Below are 19,671 nucleotides of genomic sequence, written 5' to 3'. Positions count from 1 at the left end.
TCAGCGGTGGAATCGAAACGCATAGAGGTCCGCATCCTGTAAGGTGAAGCGCAACCGCACCGGTCGGCCGGCCAAGTCACCAACATCGCCCCGGTCGACCCAACGCACCCGGTAGTCGAGGTCGTCGCCGAGCAAGGTTTCACTCGTGGCCAACACGGCCCCCGCCAAATCCAGCAGTTCCACCTTCACACCGCCGGCCGCCGAGGTCGACAGGTTCAGCGCCAACTCGCTTCCGGCAAACACCACCGGATGGGTCACCAGCGTGCCGGGTTCATAATCGGCATGCACCGCCGCCAAACCATCGCGCCGCAACACTTGGCGCCGGAGCTGCGCGGTGGGGTGGTTGTAGTGGGTGACGGTGTAGAACGACATCTCCTGCTCACCGGTCGGAACGATACCCGTGCTCGGCGCATTGTTGCGCGCATACCACGCCAGCGGATCGCGCCCCGGTCGCACCAAAGACTGCAGGAACGTGCGATCGTAAGTCGTGCCGCCTCGCGAGGTCATCAACACCGCGTCGGCGACGCCATGCGACTGGCTCTCCGGCACCCCTCGCGCCACGTGCTCCTCCGCCGGGTAAGCCTGCCGATCCGGCCAATACCGAAACGGCAACGCCACCAGCAGGTGCGGCGCCCGGAAATACGGCTGGGTGCCGTTGGTGTAGAGGTGCTCCAAGGGCGCGTCGCCGAAGCGCATCGGCTCGGGCACCGTCCAATGCACAAAATCCGTCGAAGTCGTGCGACTCACCGAGCGGAAACCCTTGTAGGTCGGTTTGTCCGCGCCTTCATCGCCCGTCCACGTGCGCAGGTAGATCGCGTAGCACTGCTCCTCCGGCAACCACACCAACACATTCAGCGAATCCAGCGCATGATTGGGAAACAAGGGCGGCAGCTCCAGCCGCCGCCAGTGAATGCCGTCGGCCGATACGTAGCGGTGCAGCCCGTCCAGCGGTTTCACCCCATCCACCGTCTCCGTTTCGTCGGCATGGTAGACCCCTCCGATCGCCTTGAAGCGCTCCTCCGCCGGCACGCCCGGCCGATCATCCAACATGGGCGCAAAGTTATGCGACGGACCATAAACCGGATCCGGCGCCAGCACCGCGTTGGTCTTCCGTCCTTGGAATTCGAATACATCCAGCTCCGGCTTCGTCCAGACCACGCCGTCGTCACTCTCCGCATAGCAGGTGAGCCACTGCCGCGGTCCGCCCGGTTCGATCGGCAGACCTCCGCGGTAATACATCCGGTAGCGATCGCCGTCCTGAAACACGGTCACATAAATCGCCGCATACTCCCACGGTTCATCGAAGTGCAGCACCGCGCCGGCGTCGACCGGTCGACCCAGTTCGTGGCGCAGTCCGTCCATCGATGCGATCAGCGCCCGGTCGACCCATAACTCACGTCGATCGCCGATGTGAACCGGCTCGCGTTCGGGCGGTTCGCTCGCGCCCATCATCACAGCACTCAACAGCAACAGCGGGCTTAAAAGGCGGAAACAAGTCATGACATACAGGGGGCTTGGGGGGTGAAGGACGGCCGGTCAAAAAGCCGCACGGTGCGGCCTGCCTACGGCAATTTTTCCGCGCCGACAAGTCCTCCGGGCTCGTTGGGTTACGAATGAATATTCAAGGCCTTCATCCGTGCCGTAGTGCTCTCTTCACTACAACTCCGCCCACGGGCACGGGGTGAAATTTCACCCTGGAATCACCCATTCTTTTCACCTCCGAGTTTGCTTCCCCGCACTCCCCTTGATCAGACTCCGGCTTTGCTCGGAGGCGGCGGTGCGCTGCCGTATCCGCTCTGCCCCTACCGTAATCCCTGCCCTACCCCGCGATGAAACTGCGATCGCTCCTTTGCCTGTTCGTCCTGTGTTGTGCCGCCCTGACCTGCGCCGCCGCACGACCGCCCAACGTGGTGATCTTTTTCACCGACGACCAAGGCACGCTCGACGCCAACTGCTACGGTTCCACCGATCTGCACACGCCGCACATGGACCGGCTCGCCGCCGAAGGCGTGCGCTTCACCCAGGCTTATGCGCACTCGGTTTGCTGCCCCTCGCGCGCCTCGCTCCTGACCGGCCGTCACCCACAGCGGGTGAACGTGAATTCCTGGACGCAGTCCACCGTGCCTGGCCCCAAGGGCCGCAATCTGCCGCTGGAGGAAACCACCCTCGCCGAAACCTTTCGCGCCGCCGGTTATGCCACCGCCCTCTTCGGCAAGTGGCACCTCGGCGGCCATCCCGATCACCGTCCGCTGCAGCAAGGGTTTGATGAGTTCTTCGGCCTCCTCGTCGGTTTCATCGACAACTACCACCACTTCGGCGGCCACGCGCGCGCTCTGCACGACCTGTGGGACGGTAACCAAGAGGTCTTCCTGCGGGGCTCGTATTTCCCCGACCTCATTGCCGATCGTGCCGTGACCTTTATCGCCCGTCACCAAGATGAGCCCTTCTTCCTTTTCTACAGTCTCAACCTGCCCCACTACCCGGAACAACCTGCGCCGGCCTACGCCGACGCCTACAACGATCTCCCGGAACCGCGCCGTTCCTACGCGCGCGCCGTCTCCACCTGCGATCACTACTTGGGTCGCGTGCTCGGCACCCTCGATCGCTACGGCCTCACCGAAAACACCATCGTCATTTTCATGAGTGACAACGGGCACTCCGCCGAGGACTACCAAATCAAAGCCGCCGACTACGGCGCCGGCACGCCCCAGGGAACCAACTACGGCGCCAATGGCGGCGGCGGCAACACCGGTCCCTGGATCGGCGCCAAGGGCAGCTTCCTCGAAGGCGGTATCCGCGTGCCGGCCATGATCCGCTACCCGGGCACGCTTCCCGCGGGCGCCGTGCGCGATCAGGCCATCACGGTGATGGACTGGTATCCCACCCTGCTGGAACTTACGGGCGTCACGCCGCCCACCGAACTCGCCCTCGACGGACGCTCCGTCGTGCCAGCCGCGCGCGACGCCACCGCGCCCGAGACGCACCCGCAGCTGTATTGGCAATGGAATGACAGTTGGGCCGTGCGCGAGGGACCGTGGAAACTCATCCGCCGGGGCAATCGCGGCATCGGCCAACCCGCCCTCGCGGAAACTCATCTCGCCAACCTCGCCGACTCCGAGCCGGAGGAAACCAATCACGCCGCCGAGCATCCGGAAGTCGTGCAACGCCTCGAGGCCCTGCACGACGCCTGGGCCGCAGACGTGTTCAGCGTCTACGGCCCCTAGTCGGACCTCCGCTTACATTTCAAACCCCGCCACGATGAGGCGGATGGAATCGAGCCGGAGGCGCGCTTCGCGGATCGCGGCGCAGGTTTTCTTGAGCTGCGTTTGCGCCAACTTGATCTCCTCGGGCCGCACGTGGTCGTTGAGTTTGCGCAGGTCGGACAGGCGCTGCAGGTCGGCGCCAAGCTCGGTCTGAGCGGTCTTTTCGGCACGCTGCTTCACGGTGGCGACCGCTTTCTCGGCTTCACTGGTCGCGCCATCGATGAGGTTCTTCAGCAAGGCCGGATTAAACTCCGGTCGCTCGAGGAACGGCTGAATCGGCACCGTCTTGATGAGGTCGGCCACGGTCTGCGCGTCCCATTTGCTGGTCAGATTGCCGCCGCGCAAATCGACCACCACGCGCACCGGTTGCGGCGGCAGGAACTGCTCCACGTGCCAGCGGGAGTCGGCCACCGTTTCCAGGACGAAGATCGCTTCCACCAGGATGTTGGGGGAATCGGCCTCCACGAGACCGAACGACGTCGTGCCGGTCGGAGAGTTGATCAACAGGTCCAGCGTGTCGGTCGTGAGCGGATGATCGGGCGAGAGGAAACGAATGTCCTCGCGCGCAATCGCCCGGGCACGGTCATAGGTCGCCAGCATGCCGTCACGCGGGATGGACGGGAATCCCTCCACAAACGCGTGATCCGCATCGAGGAAAACGTCGCCCTCCTCGTGCTCCTTCACCCGCACACCAAAGTGGTCGAAGAGGTCGGTCAGGATGCGACGCAAGGTCAGGTCGGCATCCACTTCGCGCACCTGCCCGATCACCTTGTGGGCCACTTGCGGATCGAAGGAATTGAGCTCCAGCAGGCGGTCGCGACCGCGGTGCATCTTCTCCAGCAGGGCCTCGCGGAAGGTGGCCGTCTCGGTGATGAGCGCGGTGATTTCCTTCGCGGCGGGCGCCTTCTTGCCGCCGGCGCCCACGCGTAGTGCCATGGCCAATACACGTTCGCGGAACGCCTGCGCAAACTCGTTGCCGCCGTGCATCGGCTGGGAGAAGGCGTCGAGACCGCGTTCATACCAGTCGGCCACAAAGGCGTCGGCGCTGCCGGCGATGAAGGGCACATGAATGCGAATGGTCTCGGTCTGCCCGATGCGATCGAGTCGACCAATGCGCTGCTCCACCAGCCCCGGGTTGAGCGGCAGGTCGAAGAGCACGAGGTGATGGGCAAACTGGAAGTTGCGCCCCTCACTGCCGATCTCCGAACAGATGAGCAGCTGCGCGCCATCTTCCTCGGCAAACCACGCCGCGTTGCGGTCGCGTTGCACCAACTCGAGCCCCTCGTGGAAGACGCCCACCTTGGCGCTCATCTTCTCGCGCAGCGCCGCGTCGATCGCGACTACCTTGCGGCGGGTGCGGCAGATGAGCAGGACCTTGCGGGACGGCTCGGCCTTGAGGAAATCGGCCAGCCAGTCGATGCGCGGATCGTCGCGGAAGTTGTGCCGAATCTCGCTCTCGTGACCGGTTTCCTCGGCCTCCAACTCACGGGCGACACGGGTGAGCAGCGCGGCGTTCTCGGTCTTCAACGGCACCGGACAATACTGCCGCTGCGGAAAGCCCTTCATCGCCGCGCGGGTGTTGCGGAAGACCACGCGACCCGTGCCATGCTGATCGAGCAAGGTGCGCAACAACCCCTCGCGGGCCCCGGGTTTACCGGCCTCGAGCGCGTCGAGGCGGCTCTCCAGCCCCTCGGGGTCGCGATTGAAAATGTTCACCAGCTTCTTATGGTCGGCCGCGGTGAGCAGACGTTGCTCCACGATCTTTTCGGCGATCTCGGCCACCTCGCCGAAGCCCTCCGATTCGTCGCGAAAATCATCGATGTCACTGTAGCGATTGGGGTCGAGCAGACGCAGGCGCGCGAAGTGGCCTTCGAGACCGAGCTGCGTCGGCGTGGCGGTGAGGAGCAGCAGGCCGCGGCTCTTCTTGGCCAGGGACTCGACCAAGCGGTATTCGGCGCTCACCTCTTCGGCGGCGGTCGACCAGCCGAGATGGTGCGCTTCGTCGACAACGACCATGTCCCAACCGGCCGCGATGATTTGCTCGCGACGCTTTTCGTTGTGGGCGGGGAACTCCACCGCGCACAGCGCCAGCTGGTTGCTCTGGAACGGATTCGCCTCCGGATCGGCGCCCTCTTCATCGATGCAGCGCGCCTCGTCGAAGATGGTGAACCACAGGTTAAAACGGCGCAGCAGTTCGACGAACCACTGGTGCGTGAGCGACTCCGGCACGAGGATGAGGGCGCGCTTCACTTTGCCCACGGTGAGCAGACGTTGGAGGATGAGACAGGCCTCGATCGTTTTGCCGAGACCCACCTCGTCGGCCAGCAACACGCGCGGAATCTGGCGCGCCGTGACCTCTTGCAAAATGTAATACTGATGCGGAATCAGATCGAGCCGCCCGCCGAGGAAGCCACGCACCGGCGAAGCCAGAAACTTCGCTTTCGCCTGCAGCGCCCGATGCCGCAGTGCGAACACTTCGGCATCGTCGCTCTGACCCGACATGAGCCGATCCAGAGGTCCGGTCGCCCCAGCCACGTCGGACACCTCGTCCTCGGGCACGCGTTGACCGCCGCCCACGTAGGTCAGCAGCCCATCGGTTTCTTCGACCGACTCGACCTCAAACACCTGACCGGCGCGCGTCGCGACCTTTTGGCCTTCGCGGAACTGCACCCGCGAGAGCACCGTCGTGCCCTGCGCATAGAGGCGCTGCTCTCCGGCAGCCGGGAACGACACCCCAATTCGCCCGTATTCCAGGCTCACAACCACACCCAAACCGAGCTCCGGTTCAGGTTCACTCACACAGCGTTGTCCGATTCGATTAAGCGACACGATGCCACAACGTGCCCACGTTGCCCGAGTTTCAAAGCGAAACTGCGGGCTTTCTCACCGGCGCTATTTGCAAATCGGACTCAGCGCAGATCGTAGATTTCGATGAGTCCGTTACCCACTTCACCGTCCAAGCCCTTGAGCTGCACGGTGTAAGCTCCGGGTGGCAGTGAAATGACGAGGGCCGCATCGGTGGAGTCCTCCGCGAGCGCGAACGCCCCGACTTGGGCCGCACTGGCCGCCACGTCTCCCTCGGCGTCACCCCAGTTATCGTTGGCGGCGATCACCTTGCTCGCCGCGTTGAAGATCTCGATACGTGGATCGGTCAGCGCATCCGTGATGCCGTAGGTTTTCAGCTCCGGTCCGATACCCCGAATGAGCAGCGTCAGCTCGCCCTGCCCCGCCACCACAAAACCGGCGGTGAGGAAGGTCCCATCGATCCCGATCTGCGTGCGCGTGGAGAGGTTCACGAGCCGTCCCTCGCCGTAGTCGCCATCGGCGTCGTAGGTCTCGACCAGGACCTGACCCGTTTCGTCGTTCACGTCCTCCACGTGCACCGTGTAGGAGCCTGGAGCAGGCGTCGCGATCATCGCGGCATCGAGGTAGCTGGTTAGCGGAAAGGCCCCGAGGTCCTCCGCCATGAAGGCAAGGCCCAGGTAATCCTCGGAGTAAAGCCAGTCGTCATTCGTGCCGAGTTCGGTGCCTTCGCTATCATACAAGGTGAGCTGCGGGTCGCCCAAAAAGTCGACGATGTCAAAGTCCTCCAAGCTCGGCCCAACGCCGCGGACCATGAGCGATTTGGTCGAGTCGGCGGTGACAAAACCCAGGATCAGCGAGCCGTAGGGGCCACTGGCGCCGGTGCGCACGGAGAGATTCGAAAGACGGGCATCGATCGTGACGTTGGACAGATCCTGAAAGGCCGTGTGCAGCGTGTAGGGTCCGCTTTCCCCCGACAGGATGGCCGACACTTCGAGGTAATACACGCCGGGCTCGAGGCGGTCGGAGCGGAAGCGGAAGTTGTAGCCTGGCCCGCCGTCTTCATCGATCTCGACCATCTCACCGGCCTCGTCGAGCAGACGCCCCACCGTATCGATGGCGCTTTCGGTATAAGCCGTGAACACGCCGGGCGCGGTCAACTCGATGCGGAAGTAATCGATGTCGAAGCTGTAGTTGACCGCCAAATCCAACTCGCTGTTGAGAGCAATGGCCTCCGCGTCTTCGCGGGTGTTGGCCTCCGTGTCGCCGGCAGCCTGATCGGCGATGGCGTCCACCTGCAGGCCATACGCTCCCTTGGTCTCGCCATCATAGCCCTCGACCACGAGGTAGTAGGTGCCGGGTTGCACGAAGCCCGCCACAAAATCGAAATTGTGATCCTCCGGCCCATCGTCGCCGACTCCCCAGAACTCGCCGTCGCTGCTCCAAAGTGTGGCGTAGGTGTCGGTCGATCCCGTGCTGCGGATGTCGAGCGCCATCGCCTCGCTGACCTCCAACTTGAACGTGTCGAAATCCCACACCGTCAATTCACCGGCGAGAGGCACGCCGAGGGACAGCGGCGTGGCGGTGGCAAACAAACCACCATGGTCGTCCTTGGAGCCAATGCCGCCGTGATTCCAGGAGTTGGCGTAGTTGAACAGGAGGCCGGAGAAATCGTCGGCCTTGGGTGCATCGGTGTGCGAGGCCCGGGAGTTCATGATGGCCTCCACGTCCTGATAGGCTTCGTCCGGATGATCCAAACCCAGCACATGGCCAAATTCGTGGATGAGCACCCGATGCAGATCCTCTTTTTCCCGCAGGAAGCCCCGATAGGAATCCCACTCGTAGGCTGTATTCACAATCACATCACACTCGTCCATCAACCCGCCCACCTCGTAATACCAGATGGTGACCGCCAACGCCTCGCCCAGGCTGTCGTCGTAGGCCGTGTCGGAGAAGAAGACGTTGTTGTGGCCGTTATCCGCCGCGATCGGCACGGTGGAGTTGTCCTGCGCCGTGAGTTCCACAAAACCCGTCGCGTTGTCCCACGCCGCGACCGCACTCAGCGCGACGGCATTCCAGGATTGGTTGGTGTCACTGAGTCGAATCGTCTCTGCCCCCAATTGCAGGTGCATCACAATCGTGCTGCCTTCCGCCCACGGCACGTGGTTGGGCACAAAGGCGAACGACGCCCCACTCAAACCGATTCCCGCGCCGGCCCAGCGCAACCGTCGACCCCAAAGTCGCAAGACGACGTTCATTGGGCCACCTCCTTGGCCCGCTCGCGTCGGACGAGATTGAGAAAATCGGTCGCGCTGAGCGCCGTGGCCTGATCCGCCGCCATCGTGCGCCGGGCGTCCGTGACGCCGACCGCGGCCGCTTCCGCAATATCCTGGCGCAATACCGGCGAGCTATCCGCCCGCAGGACGCGGGTGCTTCCCCCGCCGTCCGCCTGCTCGACGCGAAACTGGCCATAGCGCCAGCCCATGACCGGACACACGCGTTGGCCGTTACCACGCACGAACAGGATCATTTCCTCCCCGCGCTTAAACCGCGGCATGCCCGCCACGCGCATGCCTTTGCCGTCGAGCTCTCCGCCCAACAGCCGCAAGCGCAGCGTTTCCCCCACCTGAGCACCGGCCGCGGAATCGCTGACCACAAACACCACCTCCGTGCGGATCACCGGCCGGCCGTCATGCTGATCCCAATACGATCTTACGCCCTTCACTTCCCCCCGCACGATGTGCTCGGCGCCGCGCGCCAGTTCGGCGAAGCTAGGTTCACGTAAGGTGGTCGCGCCGGCCGTCGAGATGAGCAGGCAAATGACCCCGAGAAGAAGCCCACGGCACCACGAAGGTGTCCGCAGAAACGGCAAAGATGACATAGCGGTTCTGGATGAATGGAGTGGAACGAGAACGTGCGATCACGTGAGGCCAGAACCGCGATCAGACCCTACCACCACACGTTGGGAGACCGACGGAGACCAGCCTAATGCGCATCGCCCCGACAGATAACCTGTCTGACCGTCCAACCTTCCCTCGCCCTCAGCCCTCTCTAGTCCTCCGCGTTGCGCGGGTGAAACTTGGCGTGGTGATCGACGAGGCGGCTTTGCTCGACCGCCGTATAGATCTGCGTGGTGCCGATGCTGGCATGGCCGAGCATTTCCTGAATGGCGCGTAGGTCGGCCCCTCCGCCCAAAAGATGCGTCGCAAAAGAATGCCGCAGCAAGTGCGGCTTAACCGGCTTGGTCACGCCAGCGCGCCGGGTGTAGTCCTTGACCAGCACCCAAACCGTCTTCCGCGAAATCGCGGTGCCGCGCTTGCTGAGAAACAGCTGACTTCCCGTGCGGCTCGGCTTCACAAAATGCGGCCTGCCCGCCTCCAGATACGCTGCCAGGGCTTGGATCGCCGCGCCCCCCATCGGCACCACCCGCTCCTTGGAGCCTTTGCCAAAGACCCGCACAAAACCATGCTCCAGGTCGACTTGTTGGAGGAGCAAACCGCACAGCTCCGAGACACGCAGCCCGCTCGAATAAAACAGTTCGAGGATGGCCCGATCCCGCAGCCCAAAGGCATCCCCCCCTGTCGGGGCCGCCAGGATGCGCTCGACCTCCGCGGTCGTAAGCGTCTCCGGGAGTTTGCGGCGCAGCTTCGGGCCCTCCAACAGCTCCGTAAAATCATCTGCCCGGTCGCCGTTGTGCACCAAGTAACGGGCAAACATCCGCAGCGCCGAGAGTTTGCGGGCCGCGCTCGACGCCGCCATTCCCTGATCACTCAAAGCCTGGGACCACGCGGTGGCATCGGTGCCCGTCACACGAGTCCAACCGCTCCGACCGCGCTCCGCCAGAAAATGGGCCGCTTGGCGCAGGTCACTTTCGTAGGCCTCGACAGTCTTGGCCGAGCGTCCCCGTTCCAAGCTCAGCGACGCCGCAAAGTCCTCGATCGATTCCAGCCATCCCGGAGCCAGCTCCGCCGCAGACGGAGGGGGCAGTTTGCGACGGGACGGTGCGGCCATGACAGCCAGCAGAGAACGTCGCCTCGCACAGCGCAAGACGAGGGACGGACAACTATGCGGCAGGGTCCGGGAGGGCGACGAACGTCACCCCTGGGGATCAGCGGCGGCGACCGCCACCACCACCACCACGACGGCGGAATCCACCGGGGGGCGGCGTGCGCATGCGATAGGTGATGCGCGCCTTCTCCAAGTCGTAAGGGCTCATCTCCATCTTCACCGTGTCGCCAGCGGCGATCTTGATGAAGTGCTTGCGCAGTTTACCGGAGATGTGGGCGAGCACTTGGTGCCCGTTCGCCAGCTCCACTCTGAACATTGTGCCCGGGAGGACGGCAACAATCTTGCCCTCCACTTCAATCGAATCTCCGTCAGGCATAGAATGAGCCCGTCTGGGCAATGGTCAGGTGTTTGGTCATGCAGATATGATAGGTGCGCAAAAGCCACTTGTAAGCCAAGGAAGGCCCCGCTTAGTCAAGGCTTTACTCGGTTTCACCATGTCTGCCGCCGCTCCCAACCCGCCCCCCTGCCCGTTCGAGAAGCGGTTCCCGTCCCAATTGGTGCGCGACGACACCCATTTTATGAGCCTCGCTTTCAACCAGGCTATTGATGCCTGGCGGGCCGACGAGGTCCCCATCGGCTGCGTCATCGTGCGCGACGGCGAGGTCATCGCGGCGGCTCACAATACCGTCGAACACGGCGACGACCCCACCGCTCACGCCGAGATTCTCGCCATGACTCAGGCCGCCCGCGCCATCGGCGATTGGCGACTGGAACGCTGCACCCTCTACGTGACCAAGGAGCCCTGCCCCATGTGCTCCGGTGCCTCCATCATGTCCCGCGTCGCGCGCGTGGTCTACGCGGTGCCCGATCCCAAGATGGGGTGCCTCGGTGGCGCCACCAATCTGTCGGAGCTGCCGCGCGTGAACCACCGCTGCGACATCACCGCCGGCGGCGTGCTGGAGGAGGAGTGCCGCCAACTCATCCAAGCCTACTTCAAATTAAAACGCGCCGCCGCCAACGCAACGAAGGGGCCGGAAACCGGCTCTGGCGGTTGACGATTCAGGTCCGCGGGAGCACGTTTTGGCCTAATCCGGTTTTCCAACCACAAAAGCATAAATCATTATGGCATACGAACTACCTGCCCTCCCCTACGCCCCAGACGCGCTCGAACCGCACTTCGACGCCCGCACGATGGAGATCCATCACGGCAAGCATCACCAGACCTACATCACCAACGCCAACAACCTGCTGGCCGACCAAGCGGAACTCGCCGCCCTGCCGGTCAATGAGCTGATCGCCGACCTCTCCAAGGTTCCCGAAGGCATCCGTGGCGGCGTCCGCAACAACGCCGGTGGCCACGCCAACCACTCTTTCTTCTGGACGGTCCTCGGCCCCAACAAGGGCGGCACTCCGACCGGTGAGCTCGCCGCGGCGATCGACGCCACGTTCGGCTCTTTCGACGAGTTCAAGGCCGCCTTCGCCAAGGCCGGCGCGACTCGCTTCGGTTCCGGCTGGGCCTGGCTCTACGTCACCGCCGACAAGAAACTCGCCGTGGGCTCCACCGCCAACCAAGACAGCCCCCTCATGGGTGAGGCCGTCGCCGGTATCGGTGGCACGCCGGTCATCGGTCTCGATGTCTGGGAGCACGCCTACTACCTGAACTACCAGAACAAGCGCCCCGACTACATCGCCGCGTTCTGGAACGTCGTCGACTGGGACGCCGCCGCGGCCAACTACGCCGCCGCCATCGCCTGATCGATCCGGTCACTGCGAAACACTCTGCAAGCCGCACCTTTTTCGGGTGCGGCTTTTTTGGGCCTGCGTTCAGGCCTCCGCAGCCGATTCCGCTCGCGGCGAAGCCCAGGCCAGCCAAATGGCCGCTGTCCAAGTGAAATGTTGGCCACCATACCCCGCCCCGGTCATGGGGTCGAAGTATTCACTGAAGCCCGACAACGCGATCGCCTCGCGAGTCATCAACCGAATCATGTTGGCCTTTCGCTCGAACCCAAACTCGGCCAGGCCGCGGGCGATGAGGTAGTTGACGATCGCCCAGCTCGGACCGCGCCAATAACGCTTCGAGTCGAACTTCGGGTGCTCCGGGTCGAAACTCGGAATACCATACGGCGACGACTCCAGAATGCGGTCCAGCGTGCGCTGCAACTTCGCATCCCGGCGCGACGAGGTGAGCCCCGCGTAGTAGGACAGAAAGGAGACACTGGACACGCCATCGGCTTTGATACCCGTGCGCAGATCGCGCGCGGTATAGGCGCCCAGTTCGTCATTCCACAAGTAGCGCGCCGCCTCGCGGGCGTGGAAAAGCCAACCCTCGATCTCGCGCACCGCGGAGTGTTTCTTGAGCACTTCCGCAAGGTAGCGCAGGTCGCGGTCGGCCCGCATGAGGATGAACGTGATGCCCGGATCCGCCACGGCGAACGGACCTTCGCGCGTGATGTGGGTGTGGTCCCAACCACAGGCAGCGCCATACTCCACCAACTTCAGGTAGCGGTCATATTCAAAACTCGTCGGCCGCATCGTCGGGTCGACGTGGCTGGTGTCCTTGCGCTGGTAGGGCGCGATGCCGGTGGGATCGACGTTGGCCAAGGCCTTGTCCCAGTCCGGTGAATTGTCCCGCCCCGATTCCCACGGATGCGTGACCGCAATGGCCGCGCCGCCCGACACCACCCGGTTGGTGTGAAACCAACGGTGCCAACTCATGAGTTTGGGGAACAAGGTCTGGAGCCGCTCCAAGCCCGCCTCCGGATCTTTCTCGTAGAGGTCGCGCACCACCGTCGCCGCCACTGGCGGCTGCGAACAGCCCGAGGTGGGCACCGAGTGGGTGGATTTCCAAATCGAAGGACCGGGAAAATAGCTCGGGTCGTCGCGACGGAAAACGATGTGCGCCGCCATGCCGTTGGCCCATTGGCCTTGAAAGAGCGACTCCACCTCTGTCCAGGCGCGATCCAGGTCGATCTCCGAGAAGCCCAGCGCGACGAACATCGAGTCCCAATTCCACTGGTAGGGATACAGCCCCTTGGTCGGCAGCGTGTAGTCGCCCCACTCATTTTCGCGCAGGATTTGAATCGCCCGCCGGTCGAGGTCGATCGGTTTGGCGGGAACCGCCGCGGCTTCCGCCCGTTCTTGTTCTGCTTCTGGATCCATCGTTTCGTCAGTTTCCCGCGTCAGCGTTTGGTCCGCGTCGTAAATGGACGGACCAAAAAAACAGGCAAAACAAATGTCTCAACTGCGTGACGGCGAGCGACCGTCCATAAGCCTAGTTCATGCCAGTTGGCGCATTCACGCGCCGGACACCGCAATTAGCGCATAATCGGCGAGGCTTGGGAAACTTGCCCCAATGAACTCGGGCTCAATTTGGTCGATTTGCCGGTTTCGGTATCGAGGATCCAAATACTGCGCTGATTCGCCGAGCGGGCCGTGTAAAGCAGGTGCCGGCCGTCTCCCAGCCAGGCCGGTTCCACCGCATCCTGCGGCGCCTTGGAAACCTGCACCGCCGGCTGACGGGTCGCCATGTCGAACAGGCCGATCTGGAAGCCCCTACCGATCCGCATGGTAAAGGCGACTTTGTTGGGGTCACCACGACTCCAGTCCGGCTCCGCACAGTAGCGGCTGATCTGGGTCGGCAACCGACTCATGCGCCCGCCGTTCACCGGCATCACAAAAAGCTGCGGACCGCCCATGGCGTCAGACGTGAAAAGCAACTGACGGCCATCGGGCGAAAACACCGGCGACGACTCGACACTGCGGGTATTGGTGCGGCGGGCCACCCGGTGACCGCGGGCGTTGGAAACGTATATCTCGGGGTTGCCCTCGCCACTCAGGACCATCGCGACCATCGAGCCATCCGGGCTATAACGCGCCCCCTGGTTGGTGCCTTTGAAGCGCACAAACTCCGTGCGCTGCATCGTGTTCATGTTGATCTCAAAAATATTGGATGCCACGGAACGGTGGAAGCTGGTGTAAAGCAGCTTGCTCCCATCCGGCGACCAACGCGGCGACATCGCCGAAGCCCGGTCGGCGGTCAACTGGCGCACCTCACCAAAAAACAAATCGCCCACATACACCTCGGTGTGCCCGGTGCGCTGGGAGATGAAAGCCAGTTGCGAGGCGAAGAAACCTTTGCCGCCGCCCGTATTCTCCACCGCCACGTCGGCCGCCTTCAGTAGGGCGTTGCGCAGCGACGTGCCATTCACCGTGCGACTCAGCACGCGCGTGCCGCCCCGGGTCACATCCACCTGCACCCGGGTTCCGGCCACCGCCGTGAAACGGATGTCGAAGAGTGGGTTGCTGTTGTCACGGGTGTAGTGCCCGTGCGCCTCAAATGCGAGGTTGGCCAAACGATCCAACGCTTCCGGCGTCGCACTCACTCGCACCGGCACCGACGAGACGGCGACGCGCACGTCGACATCAAATTCGGTCACCCGATTTTGGGCAAAGAGGGGGACACTGGAGAGCAAAAGAACGAAGACGGAGAAAAGACGCATGAGAAATCTAAGGGCGGGAGGTTCGAGGCATTCCTATTTACAGGGTGATACAACTAAACAACGTAAAACCCCTTTCGATCCTCAATCGTTCCCATTACTTTTTATTCCGTGACTCCCGAAGCCATCAAAGAGCAGCTCAAGCAGGTTAAATATCCCGGATTCAGCCGCGACATCGTGTCGTTCGGCATCGTGCGATCCGCGGCGTTCGTCGACGGCACCGTCAAGGTCGCCCTCTCGCTCACGACCAACGACCCGAAAACGCCCCTGCAACTCAAGCGTGACGTCGAAGCCTGCCTACAGGCTTTGCCCGAAGTGAAGGACACCATCATCGATGTGGCCGTGTCCGCGCCCAAAGCCGCCCCGCCCCGCCAGGGCGGCAACCTCGCCGGCAACGCCACCAATACCGCCCACTCCAAAATCAAACACGCCGTCGCCATCGCCTCGGGCAAGGGCGGCGTGGGCAAGAGCACCTTCGCCGTCAACCTCGCCTGCTCCCTTGCCAAGTCCCTCGCCGACGCCGGTCGCCCGGGTCGTGTGGGCCTGATGGACTGCGACATCTACGGTCCCAGCGTGCCGCTCATGATCGGCCTGTCCGGTCGCCCGCAGATCGACGGCGATATGCTCATCCCCATGGAAGCCAACGGCGTAAAGGTCATGTCGATGGGCTTCCTCATCGATGACAACACCCCCGTGGTGTGGCGCGGCCCCATGATCATGAAGACGATCCAGCAGTTCGTCCAAAACGTGAAATGGGGCGAGCTCGACATCCTGCTCATCGACCTGCCGCCGGGCACCGGTGACGCCCAACTCTCGCTGGTGCAGACCATTCCGCTCGACGGCGCCGTGCTCGTCACCACCCCGCAACCCGCCGCGACCAACATCGCCCGCAAGGGCGGCCTTATGTTCCAAAAGGTCAACGTGCCGCTGCTCGGTGTGGCCGAGAACATGAGCTACTTCGTCGATCCCGCCGGCCTCAAACATAAGCTCTTCGGCGAGGGCGGCGGCCAGCAGACCGCCGATGCGCTCGGCACCTCCCTGCTCGGCCAGGTGCCGCTCATTCCCGCCATCCGCGAGGGTGGCGATACGGGTAAACCCGTCGTGCTCGCAGAACCCGATGGCCCGGCCGCCGCCGCGTTTGATGTCATCGGCCATGCCTTGCAAGAGGGCCTGCGCCGCGCCGCGGCCACGCCGTCCGAATAAGCCGACCGCAATCCGCCTGCAGCAACCGGGCACTTCGGTCCACAATCACCGAGTGCCCTGCGACCGGCGTTGACAGCTCCCATCGGCCGCCTAAGCATCGCCCGACTTATCAAACACGGCTCGCGTCGCTTCCGTCTCCTTTTCGAGACCCCGACGTTGATCGAACCTGCTGCATTTCGTTTTTCGCGCTGTCCTTTTCGTGGCGCTCTCCCTCCCGGAGCGATCACGATGATACCCCACCGGACTTCCGCCTCCCCTACCTTGGGGTTCAAACGAGCGGCCTCGATCAACCTCGGCAGCCCGCTCGCCGGCCAAACTTAGCTTAGAACGACTGCTGTGGTATCCATGTCGCAACGCTCAAAGACTTCAGAAACTCCGGAGTGCCGGGACTTCGTGAAGCGCTCGTCCCTTTACCAAGAGTTTCTGGCCGAACGGGAAGAAATCCTCCGGCACAAGTGGCTCGAATCCGAACGCCTCGGCTATGACATCGGTTTCGAACGGGCGCTCTTGGACTGGATTCGCAAACACCGCGAAGGCTGGCGCAAGAGTCGCCGCCCCCGCAAAGATCCCGCGGCCGATTCGCCCGACTGCGGCATCTGACCCCGTCGGCTTTTTCACCGAGCCCTCGGCGGGAGGGAGCGCTTGAAAATAATCGGCGCAAAAAAAGACCGGAGCCCTCGAAAGGACTCCGGTCGAAAGTTTTTGGCAGCGTAACCGCGCTTATTTGATTTCGCGATGAACCGTGTGGCGACGCAGCGAAGGATTATACTTCTTTTTCTCGATGCGCTCAGTGACGGTCTTTTTGTTACGCGTCGTGAGGTATTTAGAGGCGTATTTACCCTCCTTGCGGGCCTCGGTGCATTCGATGATGACTTGTTCTTGCATGGCTGAAAATTGAGTGAACGGTCAGAACAACGGTTTGGCCTGCCCTACCGCAAGACCAAACTTCACGTCGCGATCAGCTGTCGTGCACGACCTTCTTCTCGGTCAGCGGCAGCATCACACCACGACGGAAGAGCGTCACTTGGCCCGTGCTGGCCGAGACCACCACCGCAATACACTGCGTCGCCAGAGAAATCGCTGCTGCCGCCGCATGCCGACTCCCCAAACCACTGGGCAGCAAGTGCTCACGGTCGGTGGCTTGAATCAGACTGCCGGCCGAAACCACTGTGCCATCCCCGCGAATCACGAAGGCGCCATCGATGGTGGAGAACTCCTTCACCGTCTCATCCATGAAGGGATTGAGGATGTTTCGGTCCTCGTCCTTGTAGCCGTAGAACGGATTGAGCACGAGGGGCTTGATGAATTTTTCCACCTGACTCGTGCCGCCCACCACAAAGAGACAGCCCACGGGTTTGCCTTCGCGACCTTCGATGCCGAGTTCCGAAGCGACCGCGATGACCCGCTCGAAGACTTCGGGTTTCACGTCGTCGGGCAAAAGGTCGTTTTGGCCGGTCAGGAGAGTCTGGAATTCCCGTTCAACCTCCACGACACCCACCGTATCAAATTGGTTACTGCCCTGCACCCCACCGATGCAGCACAGCCGGTCGGTGAAAGTGACGATGCCGCGGGTCAGGGACACCAGAATCGCACTGCGCACCTGCGCCAAGCGTTGCGGCGAAAACGACCGCACCTGCACGACCTCGGCGAAAGAATCGAAAACACTGTTTCCATCGGACCCCGTGCTGGTGACCAGGATGGATTTGATTTTGGCCGTCCACATCGAGGCATCGATGCCACCAACAAAGGTATCGCCCATGACCAGGATCGCGTCGCAATCCGCGCCTTTGGCCACGCGTTCCGCCTCCCGCATCATCAGGCGGTTCATGCGGTTCTGCTTCTTGGGCAGACGCCGCACCTGCATGCCACCGAGACCGGCCATGAGGCGCTCATAGAGCTGTTCACCCGTTTCCGCAGAAATCAGGGATGCGACCAGCTCCGGATCCTTCACCAGGCGGGCGATGGCCGCCAGAACCTGCAGATAGTCTCGCGACTTTTCATCGGCGAGGAGCATGAGCACGAGCTTCGAGCGTTCTTCCTCGGAGCCATCATTCAGCACCCCGTCCTTGCTGCGCCCGATGGCGAGAATGTAGCGACGGCCCAAGCGCGCCCGAACGTGCGGCAACGACACGCCATGCCCCAAGTAGGTGGTCATGGTGGCTTCCCGCGCCATCAGGCCGCGCAGGAGCGGTTCGGTCTTCAGGTCCTCAAAGCGCTGCGCGCAAACCGCCAGCATCTCCGCCAACGCACCGCGCATGTCGGTGCTCTGCAGTTCGAGGATTCGGCTTCGAGCGATGAGTTTTTCCAGCCGCATGCACCAAGCTCCCTCCTATGCGCAGATCACTTCTCCCATTCCAGAGCGCCCTTCTTGACCTCGTAGAAGAGGCCGAGCACCAGCACGAACAGGAAGAACATCATCGGAGACAGGATGGCGACGTTGTTGGCCAGGAAGTCGCGATAGACGAACGTCCACGGAATGAGAAAAACCACCTCGATGTCGAAAAGCAGGAAGAGCATCGCAGTCACATAAAACTTAACCGAGAAGCGCGTGTGCACGATCCCTTCGCCCTTCACCCCACACTCGTAGGGGGTGTCCTTGATCGGGCTCTTACTGCGCACCCGCTGCGCCGCCACGTGGTTCGCGAACAGAATCGCGATACCAATCACCACGGCGAGGATCACTTGGACCAGTAGCGGAAGATAAGCGGCAGAAGTCATGCTTAACCAAATACAGGGCGCAGGCGCCGGAAGGTGACAAGGGGAAATTCGCCCCCGACTTGTCTAACCATCAACCGGCACGATTCTTTGAGGCAAATTTGACGAACTCCCCACCGACAGCACCTCTGCAAACTCCAGGGTGCGGATCTCCTCCGAAACGATCGGGAAACCGGCCTGACGACGGTGTTGGTTGATCCGATCCAACATGAGCGTGTCCAACGCAACTGGGTCCGCACTGAGCCAAACCTCACGATCGGAAACGGTGTAGAGCGAGTTGAAGGCCGGACCACCCACGAACTGGTAGTGCTGCAGGCTGGCAATCGTGAACAGCCACGTCTGCCGCAGTTCCGGGATCGCGCTCATCTCGGCCACGGCCGCCGGGGCATTGTTCGGATTGCTGAAGAATCGGGCCGTGTTGGAGGCGTTCCACAGCGTCGCATTCACCAGCGCACCATTGATGCCGATCGTCGGATGATCGGTGTAAACCGGCAGGTTGATCCAGAAGTCGGCATCCAAAAACAGCGGCGTGGCAAGGAAGCTGCGACGGTTGGCTTCGAGTCGGGCCTGGTGGGCGTCCTCGCCCTTGTCGGCCAAAAACACCGGATTAAAACGGGTCGGCAGCGGGCTGTCGTAGAACCACTGCGGATCATAGAAGCTACCCGACTCGAGCACGTAGATCGGGTGGCCGGCGAAAGGAGACTCCCCCGTGATCAGCGAAGGCAGGTAGCCGGTGAATCGCAGGCGCAGCGGATTCATCCCGACCAGAAAGATATTTTCCCGTTCGTAGCCCCGTTCCCGCAGCGCCGCGATGACCGCCTGCACCAGCGGCACCGGCGTGGCCAACCCTGGCCCGGAGTCGGTGTAAACTTTCAGTCCCACCTTGGCTTTCTCACCCGGGACTAACCGATGACCCACCGCCTCTTCGAATTGCTGCAACAGGGCCTCCACCTCGGGTTTGTAATCCGCCAGTGTGAAACCATTCAACTTGGCCTCCCAGACTGTGCCCGGCAGCTGCGGTGCCGCCGGTGCCGCGGCATCCTGCGCCTTCAGAACTGAGGCAGGTGAAAGGAGGACGGAGAAGAGAGCAAAGGCAGCGAAGCGACGCATGGAGCTTAGATAGACGCGAAAGCGGGAAGGTTGTTTCCGTTTAAAGAAGGCACAGCACCTTGACAGCGCAAACG

Annotated in this window: 17 protein-coding genes; 5 read left to right on the top strand and 12 right to left on the bottom strand. The window is 62.6% G+C overall.

The features are described 5' to 3' along the window. A complete protein-coding gene (locus K1X11_RS21635; RefSeq protein WP_221030411.1) occupies positions 1–1,500 on the bottom strand; it encodes a glycoside hydrolase family protein in 1,500 nt (499 codons plus the stop codon). Between the two features lie 329 nt (positions 1,501–1,829). On the opposite strand from K1X11_RS21635, the gene K1X11_RS21630 reads away from it, so the two are divergent. Further along, complete coding sequence (locus tag K1X11_RS21630) at positions 1,830–3,224, top strand: sulfatase-like hydrolase/transferase (RefSeq protein WP_221030412.1); 1,395 nt, start codon at positions 1,830–1,832, stop codon at positions 3,222–3,224. 12 nt (positions 3,225–3,236) lie between these two features. On the opposite strand, the gene rapA is transcribed toward K1X11_RS21630, so the two are convergent. The 5 genes from rapA to infA all read right to left on the bottom strand — a co-directional run bounded on the left by rapA (position 3,237) and on the right by infA (position 10,449). Then, positions 3,237–6,092 (bottom strand): RNA polymerase-associated protein RapA, encoded by a 2,856-nt coding sequence (gene rapA / locus K1X11_RS21625; protein WP_221030413.1) that lies wholly within the window; start codon positions 6,090–6,092, stop codon positions 3,237–3,239. A gap of 80 nt (positions 6,093–6,172) precedes the next feature. Further along, entirely contained in the window at positions 6,173–8,323 is a 2,151-nt protein-coding gene (locus K1X11_RS21620; protein WP_221030414.1) for a matrixin family metalloprotease, read from the bottom strand. Further along, a complete protein-coding gene (locus tag K1X11_RS21615; protein WP_221030415.1) occupies positions 8,320–8,946 on the bottom strand; it encodes a hypothetical protein in 627 nt (208 codons plus the stop codon). Before K1X11_RS21615 ends, K1X11_RS21620 begins: the two co-directional genes overlap by 4 nt. Positions 8,947–9,116: 170 nt before the next feature. Continuing rightward, positions 9,117–10,076 carry a site-specific tyrosine recombinase XerD gene (gene xerD, locus K1X11_RS21610; protein ID WP_221030416.1) on the bottom strand — a complete coding sequence of 320 codons (960 nt, stop codon included), beginning with the start codon at positions 10,074–10,076 and terminating at the stop codon, positions 9,117–9,119. A 97-nt stretch (positions 10,077–10,173) separates the two neighbouring features. After that, on the bottom strand, positions 10,174–10,449 hold the full coding sequence (infA, locus tag K1X11_RS21605; protein ID WP_221030417.1) for a translation initiation factor IF-1: 276 nt from the start codon (positions 10,447–10,449) through the stop codon (positions 10,174–10,176). Positions 10,450–10,567: 118 nt separating this feature from the next. Between infA and K1X11_RS21600 the strand changes: the two genes are divergently transcribed. Together K1X11_RS21600 and K1X11_RS21595 are read left to right on the top strand one after the other, a co-directional pair. After that, entirely contained in the window at positions 10,568–11,128 is a 561-nt protein-coding gene (locus K1X11_RS21600) for a nucleoside deaminase (RefSeq protein ID WP_221030418.1), read from the top strand. Positions 11,129–11,195: 67 nt separating this feature from the next. Then, positions 11,196–11,828, top strand: a complete 633-nt coding sequence (locus tag K1X11_RS21595; RefSeq protein ID WP_221030419.1) for a superoxide dismutase — start codon at positions 11,196–11,198, stop codon at positions 11,826–11,828. Between the two features lie 69 nt (positions 11,829–11,897). On the opposite strand, the gene K1X11_RS21590 is transcribed toward K1X11_RS21595, so the two are convergent. After that, positions 11,898–13,232 carry an MGH1-like glycoside hydrolase domain-containing protein gene (locus tag K1X11_RS21590; protein WP_221030420.1) on the bottom strand — a complete coding sequence of 445 codons (1,335 nt, stop codon included), beginning with the start codon at positions 13,230–13,232 and terminating at the stop codon, positions 11,898–11,900. Between the two features lie 155 nt (positions 13,233–13,387). Beyond that, entirely contained in the window at positions 13,388–14,572 is a 1,185-nt protein-coding gene (locus K1X11_RS21585) for a biopolymer transporter Tol (RefSeq protein ID WP_221030421.1), read from the bottom strand. A 108-nt stretch (positions 14,573–14,680) separates the two neighbouring features. Between K1X11_RS21585 and K1X11_RS21580 the strand changes: the two genes are divergently transcribed. Beyond that, on the top strand, positions 14,681–15,772 hold the full coding sequence (locus tag K1X11_RS21580) for an Mrp/NBP35 family ATP-binding protein (protein ID WP_221030422.1): 1,092 nt from the start codon (positions 14,681–14,683) through the stop codon (positions 15,770–15,772). A 345-nt stretch (positions 15,773–16,117) separates the two neighbouring features. Then, positions 16,118–16,372 (top strand): DUF4032 domain-containing protein, encoded by a 255-nt coding sequence (locus K1X11_RS21575; RefSeq protein WP_221030423.1) that lies wholly within the window; start codon positions 16,118–16,120, stop codon positions 16,370–16,372. 120 nt (positions 16,373–16,492) lie between these two features. Here the strand turns inward: K1X11_RS21575 and rpmG are convergent, their stop codons facing one another. From rpmG to K1X11_RS21555, 4 genes are all read right to left on the bottom strand, one after another. Further along, the gene (gene rpmG / locus K1X11_RS21570; RefSeq protein WP_221030424.1) at positions 16,493–16,657 is read right to left on the bottom strand and encodes a 50S ribosomal protein L33; all 165 of its coding nucleotides are present in this window, start codon (positions 16,655–16,657) and stop codon (positions 16,493–16,495) included. A gap of 73 nt (positions 16,658–16,730) precedes the next feature. Then, complete coding sequence (locus K1X11_RS21565) at positions 16,731–18,086, bottom strand: diadenylate cyclase (protein ID WP_221030425.1); 1,356 nt, start codon at positions 18,084–18,086, stop codon at positions 16,731–16,733. 26 nt (positions 18,087–18,112) lie between these two features. After that, a complete protein-coding gene (locus K1X11_RS21560) occupies positions 18,113–18,490 on the bottom strand; it encodes an NADH-quinone oxidoreductase subunit A (protein WP_221030426.1) in 378 nt (125 codons plus the stop codon). 63 nt (positions 18,491–18,553) lie between these two features. Then, positions 18,554–19,597: a DUF362 domain-containing protein gene (locus tag K1X11_RS21555; RefSeq protein ID WP_221030427.1), complete on the bottom strand. Its 1,044-nt coding sequence runs from the start codon at positions 19,595–19,597 to the stop codon at positions 18,554–18,556. Positions 19,598–19,671: the final 74 nt, after the last annotated feature.

Source organism: Actomonas aquatica (genome assembly GCF_019679435.2).
GTDB classification, from domain to species: domain Bacteria; phylum Verrucomicrobiota; class Verrucomicrobiia; order Opitutales; family Opitutaceae; genus Actomonas; species Actomonas aquatica.
Note: the sequence above shows the minus strand (reverse complement) of the source record. Positions and strands in the feature narration are given on the sequence as shown.